Annotated in this window: 5 protein-coding genes and 1 pseudogene; all 6 read left to right on the forward strand. The window is 71.4% G+C overall.

The genetic code is table 11. The features are described from left to right. Positions 1 to 409: septum formation initiator family protein (locus AB0C29_RS36480; protein ID WP_360830290.1), on the forward strand; the 409-nt coding region annotated here is incomplete at its 5' end. After that, a complete protein-coding gene (locus AB0C29_RS36485) occupies positions 410 to 910 on the forward strand; it encodes a DUF501 domain-containing protein (protein ID WP_360830293.1) in 501 nt (166 codons plus the stop codon). It begins immediately after the preceding gene. Between the two features lie 10 nt (positions 911 to 920). Beyond that, a complete protein-coding gene (locus AB0C29_RS36490) occupies positions 921 to 1,424 on the forward strand; it encodes an amino-acid N-acetyltransferase (protein WP_360830296.1) in 504 nt (167 codons plus the stop codon). A 9-nt stretch (positions 1,425 to 1,433) separates the two neighbouring features. Beyond that, a pseudogene (locus tag AB0C29_RS36495) lies at positions 1,434 to 2,330 on the forward strand (Ppx/GppA phosphatase family protein); the annotation flags it as partial. A gap of 243 nt (positions 2,331 to 2,573) precedes the next feature. Then, on the forward strand, positions 2,574 to 2,903 hold the full coding sequence (locus AB0C29_RS36500) for a PadR family transcriptional regulator (RefSeq protein ID WP_360555919.1): 330 nt from the start codon (positions 2,574 to 2,576) through the stop codon (positions 2,901 to 2,903). Next, complete coding sequence (locus AB0C29_RS36505; protein ID WP_360830299.1) at positions 2,900 to 3,928, forward strand: HAAS signaling domain-containing protein; 1,029 nt, start codon at positions 2,900 to 2,902, stop codon at positions 3,926 to 3,928. The genes AB0C29_RS36500 and AB0C29_RS36505 overlap by 4 nt, the downstream gene beginning before the upstream one ends. Positions 3,929 to 4,200: the final 272 nt, after the last annotated feature.

Here is a 4,200-nt window from a genome sequence, read left to right on the forward strand (position 1 = left end):
GGCGACCAAGCGCACCGTCGCAACCCGCCCCAAAGCCTTCACCGGCCGGGCCACCGTGCTGATCGTGGTGCTGGTGGCTCTCGCCCTGGCTTACACCTATCCGGTCCGCGTCTACCTCGCGCAGGAGTCCCAGATCGCCCAGATGCAGGCCGACCAGGCCTTGCAGCAGGCCAGGATCAAGGGGCTGACCGAGGAGGTGGAGAAGTGGAAGGACCCGGAGTACGTCCGCAGCCAGGCCCGCGACCGCCTGTTCTACGTGCGCCCCGGTGAAGTGCCGCTGCTGGTGCTGAACGATCCGGCCGGCGCCGCCCGGGACGCCGGCAAGAGCGCCCCGGCGCAGAGTCAGAACCGCTGGTACGACACCCTCTGGGGCAGCGTCGCCGCGGCCAACTCAGAAACCCGGAAGTAGATGACGACACCCTCCGAGACGGATCTGCAGGCAGTCACCCAGCAGCTCGGCCGCCGCCCCCGCGGCACCCGGGCGATCGCGCACCGGTGCCCCTGCGGCAACCCGGACGTGGTGGAGACCTCCCCGCGCCTCGACGACGGCACCCCGTTCCCGACGCTGTTCTACCTGACCTGCCCGCGGGCCACGGCCGCGTGCAGCCGGCTGGAGTCCGCCGGCGTCATGCGGGAGATGCAGGACCGGCTCGCCACCGACCCGGCGCTCGCCGCGCAGTACGAGAAGGCGCACGAGGACTATCTGCAGCGCCGCGAGGCCGTCGAGCACGTCGAGGAGATCAGCAACGTCTCCGCCGGCGGCATGCCCGACCGGGTCAAGTGCCTGCACGTGCACCTCGGGCACGCCCTGGCGGCGGGGCCGGGGGTGAACCCGTTCGGTGACGAGGTCCGCGCGGCGGTCGAGCCGTGGTGGACAGGCAGTCCGTGCGTGCCGCCGCCGGCTGAATAAACTCGGCCGCATGCAGGTCGAGATCCGCCGCGCGCGCACGTCCGACGTCCGGGCCATCCGGAACCTGGTGGACACGTACACGTCGGACCGCCGGCTGTTGAGCAAGGCCACCGTCACGCTCTACGAGTCCGTCCAGGAGTTCTGGGTGGCCGTGGACGCGGCCACCGAGCAGGTCGTGGGCTGTGGCGCGCTGCACGTGATGTGGGAGGACCTGGCCGAGATCCGCACGGTCGCGGTGGATCCGGCGTACCGCGGTCTCAAGATCGGCCACCGGCTGGTCGCGGAGCTGCTCGACGTGGCCCGGCAGCTGGGCGTGGCCCGGGTGTTCTGCCTGACCTTCGAGACCCGGTTCTTCGGCTCGTTCGGCTTCGCCGAGATCGACGGCGCGCCCGTCCCGCACAGCGTCTATGAGCAGCTCCTGCGCTCGTACGACGAAGGTGTCGCCGAGTTCCTCGACCTGGAACGGGTGAAGCCGAATACCCTCGGTAACACGAGGATGCTCCTCCATCTCTAGGAGAACAGCGTGAGAGTCGCGGCGATCGACTGCGGGACCAACTCCATCCGTCTGCTCATCGCGGACATCGCCGGCGGCCGCCTCACCGACGTGGCCCGGCGGATGGAGATCGTCCGGCTCGGGGAGGGCGTCGACCGCACCGGCCGGCTCGCGCCGGAGGCGATCGAGCGCACCCGCAAGGCCCTGCTCGGGTACGCGACCGAGATCGCCGAGCTGGGGGTGGGCCGGGTCCGGATGTGCGCGACCTCGGCGTCGCGGGACGCGGCGAACGCCGCCGACTTCACCGCGATGGTCCGCGCCACCCTGGGCGTGGACCCCGAGGTGATCAGCGGCGACGAGGAGGCCCGGCTGTCGTTCGCCGGGGCGGTCACCGGGCTGACGGCCGAGCAGCCGTACCTGGTGGTCGACATCGGCGGCGGTTCCACCGAGTTCGTGGTGGGCGGCGACGAGGTCAAGCACGCGATCTCGATGGACATCGGCTGTGTCCGGATGACCGAGCGGCACCTGCGCAGCGACCCGCCGACTGCGGCGGAGATCGCCGCGGCGGAGCAGGACATCACCAAGGCCGTCGACACCGCCCTGCGGACGGTGTCCGGCCACGGCACGGCGACGCTGGTCGGGCTGGCCGGTTCGGTCACCACGGTGGCCGCTCTGGCTCTGCACCTGCCCCGGTACGACGCGGAGCGGATCCACCACGCGCAGGTCCCGTACGACGACGTGGCGAAGGTGACCCAGGATCTGCTCGGCTCGACCGTGGCCGACCGCCGCGACCTGCCGGTGATGCATCCGGGGCGCGCGGACGTGATCGGCGCCGGGGCCCTGATCCTGCGCATCATCATGGAACGCGCCGGCAAGACCTCGGTGATCGCCAGCGAGCACGACATCCTCGACGGCATCGCCTTCTCGCAGGTGGATCCGGCGGCCGAGGAGGACGCGGTGCCCGCCGCCCACCCCGCGCGCAAGGCCGACGAGCCCACTCTCAAGAAGTTCTTCTCCACCCTGCGGTCCGCGACCCCCCGCGACTGAGCCGCCCGGCCGCCTTGACGGGCGGTGCGAAAGTGGTCCGGCAGGCCGGTAACGGTGATCGATCCGTCAACACCGGTACCGTGCCTTTGACACTACTTCGCATCGCGAAGTAGTGTGCACCGCGTGGATACCACCCAGCTCCTCAAGGGCGTGCTGGACCTGGCCTGTCTCGCCGCCCTGCGCGACGAGGACGGCTACGGCTACGACATCCTGCGCCGGCTCCGGACGGCCGGGCTGGCCGAGGTCGGCGACGCCTCCGTCTACGGCACCCTGCGCCGGCTCTTCAACGCCGGCCTGCTCACCACCTACGTCGTGCCCAGCGACGAGGGTCCGCACCGCAAGTACTACGCGCTCAACCCCGCCGGCCGGGCCGAGTTGCAGCGCTCCGGCAAGGTCTGGCACGGTTTCGCATCCACGATGGACGATCTGCTTCGCGAGCGGGAGACGGCGTGATCACCACAGCTCAGGACGAGATCAATCTGTACGTGTTCGCGGTCCGCGCGGCCCTCGGTGACCTGCCCGAGTCGCTGCGTGACGAACTGCTCGAGGATCTGCCCGAGCACCTCGCCGAGGTGGCGGCCGACGGCGAGGGTTCGCTGACCGACCGCCTGGGCAGCCCCGAGGCGTACGCCGCGGATCTGCGGATGAGCGCCGGCTTCGTCGGTGGCTTCCCCGATCCGCCCGGGCGCACCGACCAGTTCAAGGAGATGCGCGACGTGGCCCTGGCCCGGCTGCGCGTCGCCGACGTGCGGCTCGGCCCGCTGTTCGGCGCCGAGCGGGCCAGCGACTTCCTGGTGCAGCTGCGCCCGGCGTGGTGGGTGCTGCGCGGCTATCTGGCCGCCATGGTGCTCGCCTGGATGCTCGACGACAGTGGCCAGCCGATCGGTCTGCTGCCGCGCATCGGTGGCAGCGAGGCTGTCGCCCTGCTGCTGCTCGCGGCCGGGATCCTCGGCTCGATCTGGCTCGGCCGCCGCTCGGTACGGCTGTCCCACTGGCCCCAGCTGGCGCTCTACGCGGGCTCGGTGGTGCTGGTGCTCGTCGCGCTGGGCGGCTTCCTCAGTGCCGACAGCAGCAGCCGCGGCGCCCCCTACGCGGACGTCAACTACGACAACTCGAACCCGTACGGCAACATCGAGGACCTCTTCGTGTACGACGAGCAGGGCCGGCTGGTGCAGAACGCGCGCATCTTCGACCAGAACGGCGCGCCGCTGCGCCTGGGCAACGCGTACTGCTACGACGATTCGGGCAACTACACCGAGGTCCAGACGCTCACGTACCCGTACTGCGCCGAGCGGGATCCGTTCCGGGCGCCGACCGCCACGGCCAGCGCGGCAGCTGGTGAGGCTTCTGGTGCTCCTGGGGCGAACGGGCCGGGCCCGGTGCCGCCGATGGAGGACGGCTCCGGGGTCAGCCCTTCGGTCAGGCCCTCGCCCAGCCCTTCGGCCACTTCGCCGAGCGTCTCTCCTTCGCCGAGGTAAAGGCCTGGTAACGGGGTCGCGGCGGCGCTGCCCGGGTCGCTACCTTGTGCTCCGATCGGCCGACCCCCTCGGCCGGACCCGAGAGGAATCATCGTGAGCAACCCGGTCGCGCCGCCGCCTTCTGCCGGTGACGGCTTCCCGCCGCCCGCCAACCAGGGCTTCGGCAACGCCCCTGCGCAGGGCCAGCCCTACGGCGCGCCGCCGGCCCAGGAGCACCAGAAGCCTCACCAGCTGCCGCGCTGGCCGTGGCGGTCGGCGCCCGGAACGGATCC

The sequence above is a fragment of the Actinoplanes sp. NPDC048791 genome (assembly GCF_040650095.1).
Classification (GTDB): Bacteria; Actinomycetota; Actinomycetes; order Mycobacteriales; family Micromonosporaceae; genus Actinoplanes.

What these genes read in the sequence shown, in the direction of transcription:
- AB0C29_RS36485 (WP_360830293.1), top strand. Translation starts at nt 410, where the DNA reads ATGACGACACCCTCCGAGACGGATCTGCAGGCAGTCACCCAGCAGCTC.
- AB0C29_RS36490 (WP_360830296.1), top strand. Translation starts at nt 921, where the DNA reads ATGCAGGTCGAGATCCGCCGCGCGCGCACGTCCGACGTCCGGGCCATC.